General features: G+C 36.0%; 3 protein-coding genes. 2 read left to right on the top strand and 1 reads right to left on the bottom strand.

What is annotated here, in order from left to right:
• A partial coding sequence (locus F6K54_RS41170; RefSeq protein WP_293090274.1) for a helix-turn-helix domain-containing protein occupies positions 1 to 100 on the bottom strand: 100 nt, incomplete at its 3' end.
• An 839-nt stretch (positions 101 to 939) separates the two neighbouring features.
• On the opposite strand from F6K54_RS41170, the gene F6K54_RS41165 reads away from it, so the two are divergent.
• Together F6K54_RS41165 and F6K54_RS41160 are read left to right on the top strand one after the other, a co-directional pair.
• Complete coding sequence (locus F6K54_RS41165) at positions 940 to 2,628, top strand: glycosyltransferase (protein ID WP_293090273.1); 1,689 nt, start codon at positions 940 to 942, stop codon at positions 2,626 to 2,628.
• Positions 2,629 to 2,814: 186 nt separating this feature from the next.
• Entirely contained in the window at positions 2,815 to 4,029 is a 1,215-nt protein-coding gene (locus F6K54_RS41160; protein WP_293090272.1) for a glycosyltransferase, read from the top strand.
• The last annotated feature ends 305 nt before the right edge of the window (positions 4,030 to 4,334 follow it).

The raw sequence follows: 4,334 nt of genomic DNA, 5'->3' as shown, positions 1-4,334 counted from the left end.
GACTATCATTCCAAACAACACGGACACAACCAAATAGCTTTGCTAATCGGTGTTTTTGTCCCTGTGTTGGATATATACGGTATCTAAATCTCGCTTTCATAAAATGGCCTTTTGACTCACAACATGATAACATAATTTGTTGCACAAAATCAACTAAAAAGTCGCCCGCTTATGGGCGAGGCTTGAAACCCAATTTTCTGGTCATCGAATACGAAACAGAAGAAAAAAAATTGAAAAAAAGATTTAACTTGTACAATTATTGAGAGATTTATAGCAAATATACAGCATATTTCGGGCAAATGAGGTACAAGCTTGAATGGTAAAATCATTGTAGTGCGGGCATCTTGCCCGCGACAAGTGTACCTCATAACAACGGAAACCGCTGTAACTCAAAAAGCAAAATTCAAAAATCAATAGGACTTACGCAGATACGCTATATATAGCGCTCAAAACTATTGTCCAATAGTACTTGCACTCTATAAATAGTGCCTTTGCGTAAGTCCTGATCAAAATAAAAGTAATTAGGGCTTGTTGAAAAAGTCTTTTATTAGGGGTAGGAGACAGGAGACAGGAGACAGGAGACAGGAGGAACGGGGAATTTAGAATAGGCAGAATTGACTACTCCCCGCAGCTTTTGCCGAGGGGATTCTAAGTTGATACTACGCAACACCGATAAATCCTTGTTGCTTCGTTTCTTCTTAGCTGACCAAAGATACACTCTCTGGGGACAAGTCAAAGTGCCCCTACACAGTCGGCATAGCGTCTAAACCATGCTTTGTATACCTGATCGCTTGAAATTGATCTAGTTTAAACTAAATGTTTTAGGGTGGCAAAAATCAGCCTATAAGTTATTGATAGCGAAAGAAATAATTCAAGTTTTAGGGAATGGGTGAACTGTTATGGAAGTGCTAGCAAGAGCAGCGAACCTTCAATAAAAAAATGAGGCAAGTACCAATGAGAATAATGGTTTACTCCCATGATGCCTATGGTTTGGGGAACCTTCGTAGAATGTTAGCAATTTGTCGATATTTACTAGAGGCAATACCTAAACTATCAATATTGCTTGTATGTAGTTCGCCAGTTGTACATAGTTTTCGGATGCCAAAAGGACTTGATTATATTAAGCTTCCATGTATTGGCAGGAATGAGTTTGGTGAACTCGCAGCTAAATATCTAGAAACTGAAATAGAGGAAACTTTTAAACTACGTTCTGAGTTAATTAAAGTAACGACAATAAATTTTAAACCAGATATTATTTTGGTAGATAAAAAACCTTATGGGTTGCAAGAAGAATTGAGAGCAACTCTAGAATATATTAAAGATTCTGATTACCCTCCAAAAGTTGTACTATTACTTAGAGATATACTGGATACTCCTGAAAAAACAACCGCAGAATGGAAAACAAAGCAATACTATGCAGGAATTGAAATGTTTTATGACCAAGTTTGGGTTGTGGGCATGAAAGAAGTTTTTGATATTACAAAAGAATATAAATTTCCTGCTTCAATTTCAGATAAAGTCAAACATTGTGGTTATATTCGTCGCACGGCAGAACGAAAAAATCGTTATGAAATACGACAAGAATTAAATTTCAATCCTGACGAACAATTTGTGTTAGTAACTACAGGGGGTGGTGCTGATGGTTATCATTTAATTGATAATTATATTTCAGGATTAACTCATCTCCCAAAAACACACAAAATAAAGAGTTTAATTATTTGTGGTCCAGAAATGCCACAGGAAAAACAGCAAGCACTACATCGAAAGGTAAAACAGTATTCTCACGTTAAAATTATCGAATTTACCAATGAATTAGCAAGCTACATAAATGCTGCTGATATGATTGTTTCTATGGGTGGATATAACACTGTTTGTGAAATTTTATCCTTTGGTAAACCAGCAGTTATTGTACCTCGAGTTCAGCCAGTTCAAGAGCAGTTAATCCGTGCTGAATCTATGGAGAAAGTTGGTCTATTCAAAGCAATTCATCCAGATTTATTAAACCCAGAAAATTTGAGTCAAGCAGTGTTAGAACATTTAAGTAATATCAGAAAAGAAAAGCCTAATATGTTTAAGTTAGACTTGAATGCGCTACCTCGAATTCTTGACTTGAGTTACAGTTTATTGTCTGGTAAAACATCTAGTAATTACAATGAGGAAATGGAAATAAAAGATGTTGTATCTTTGGCAGGAAAAATAATGCAGGATGACTTGATTGAACTTGATCGTCAAACCGATATTTTTGCTCTACCCTGCATAATTTCAGAAGATGGCGATCGCGATGGTATTCCTAATGTTTTTCTAGAAGCAATGGCAATGAAAATTCCTGTTGTTTCTACGAATATTTCTGCAATTGTTGAACTTATAGAAAATAATAAAACAGGAATTTTAGTACCAGAAAAAGATGCTCAAGCATTAGCAGTAGCATTAACAGAACTAATTACTAATCCCAAGTTACTACAACAAATAAAGCATCGTGTTAGAAATAAAGTTTGTCAACGATTTTATTTAGAGAAAAATGTCAAACAGGTAAAAGATTTACTGCTAGATACACTTCTAGATAAACAATATTTAGCAGCTAATAATTTACAGCAACAAACAAACACAGAATTAAAGGTGTTGATTTAGAGGAAAGTAATTTATCTGCTGGTTTCTTTAATGAATTAGCCCTGCCTCCTGGGAGGGGTTAGGGATGGGTCCCTACTCCCGACAAAGACCAAAAAGACTTTCCATACGCAAACCCTAATTATTAATTATTAATTATTAATTATTAATTATTAATTATGTAAAACCCCTCTGAATTAAATAAAAATCATGAAACAAAAAATTTGCCTAACCACCTTAGAATTTCCCCCCGATGTGGGAGGAGTAGGTGAGTCAGTCTATCGAATTGCTCGAATGTTATTAGAATTGAATTATGAAGTTCATGTTGCCGTTTTTCATTTCAGTAAAAGAAAGAAAACTATCCAACGAGCTAAACGTAAAACAATAGAACAAGATGAAATCTTAGTACATCGTCTGAGAGCAGCAGTTCGGACAACTGAACAATATACACCTGGTATAATGATTATGGATTATCGGAGTGAAATATACTTTCAACTCCAGCTCCTCCATAAACAATTTAATTTTGATTTATTTCATTCCTTTTTTATTAAAGAAACAGGCTTTTTAACAACATTATTAGCTCTAGAAAATCAACGACCTGTAATTAATAGTATTCGCGGTAGTGACCTGCATAAACATATTTTTGACCCCCAACAACACGCCCAATTATGCTGGACTTTAGAAAAAGCATCTTGGCTAACTTTTGTGAGTCACGATCTATTCAAACGTGCAACAGTATTGCTGCCTAATTTAGAAGCAAAATCTTCCGTTTTTTGGAACTCAATTCAACCAGTAGACTTTGATAATTTACCTACTCCAAAACAGGTAAAAAATTGTCGGGGAATAGTTATCGGTTCCGTAGGCAGATTTCGGGATAAAAAAGGATTAGAATATCTACTGGATGCTTGTGCCCAACTCACCACAGAAAATATTGAATTAACATTACTATTAGTAGGTCATTTTGTAGCGCGGGAACAAGAATATTGGGAAGAAGAACTCAAAAATAGTGGCATTGCCGATCGCATAGTTATAACTGGGACACTTAGTCGTGCTGAGGCAATGGCATACTTACCCCAGATGGATGTTTTTATGATTCCTTCCCTCAACGATGGTTGCCCCAATGCCTTGTTAGAAGCAATGTTAGCTAGTCGAGCTATAGTAGGAACAAATGTTGATGCCATTGGCGAAATTTTGACAGATGGTATCGATGGTTTAGTTGTTAACCCAGGTTCAAGTGAAGAGTTAGCAGTAGCTTTGCGAAAATTAGCGCGATCGCCTGAATTAATCAAGGAATTAGGAAAAGCAGCGAGGAAAAAAGTTCTAGAACAACTTGCTCCTGCTGTGGAACAAGAAAATTGGGCAAAAGTTTATCAACAAGTTTTGTCACAACCAAATTTAAAAGTGCCAGCAGGTGTTATTCCCTAGTTTTTAAGTACAGATAAATAACATCAGGTTTACTCTTCCATGTCTACAAAAGTTTGAGCTGTGCATCCATCCGTGCATCCGTGGCAAAATCCGTGTCTTGCCCTGACTTCTCTAAAGCACTATTTTAGGTGAAACAATCCAGTAGGGTGTGTTAGCGCTAGCGTAACTGAGCGATGCCTGTTATGTAGTGCCTTTGCGTAAGTCCTGAAATATTATTTTAGAGTTTTATCGAATAGATATGTATAGCAATGAGCGCTGGTATATTTACAAATTGCAGTCAAGGCCAAATAGCTAAAAGTCTTATA

Source organism: Okeania sp. SIO3B5 (assembly GCF_010692555.1).
Lineage (GTDB): Bacteria > Cyanobacteriota > Cyanobacteriia > Cyanobacteriales > Microcoleaceae > Okeania.
The sequence above is the reverse complement of the archived record's forward strand: the minus strand, read 5'-3'. Positions and strand labels throughout refer to the sequence as shown.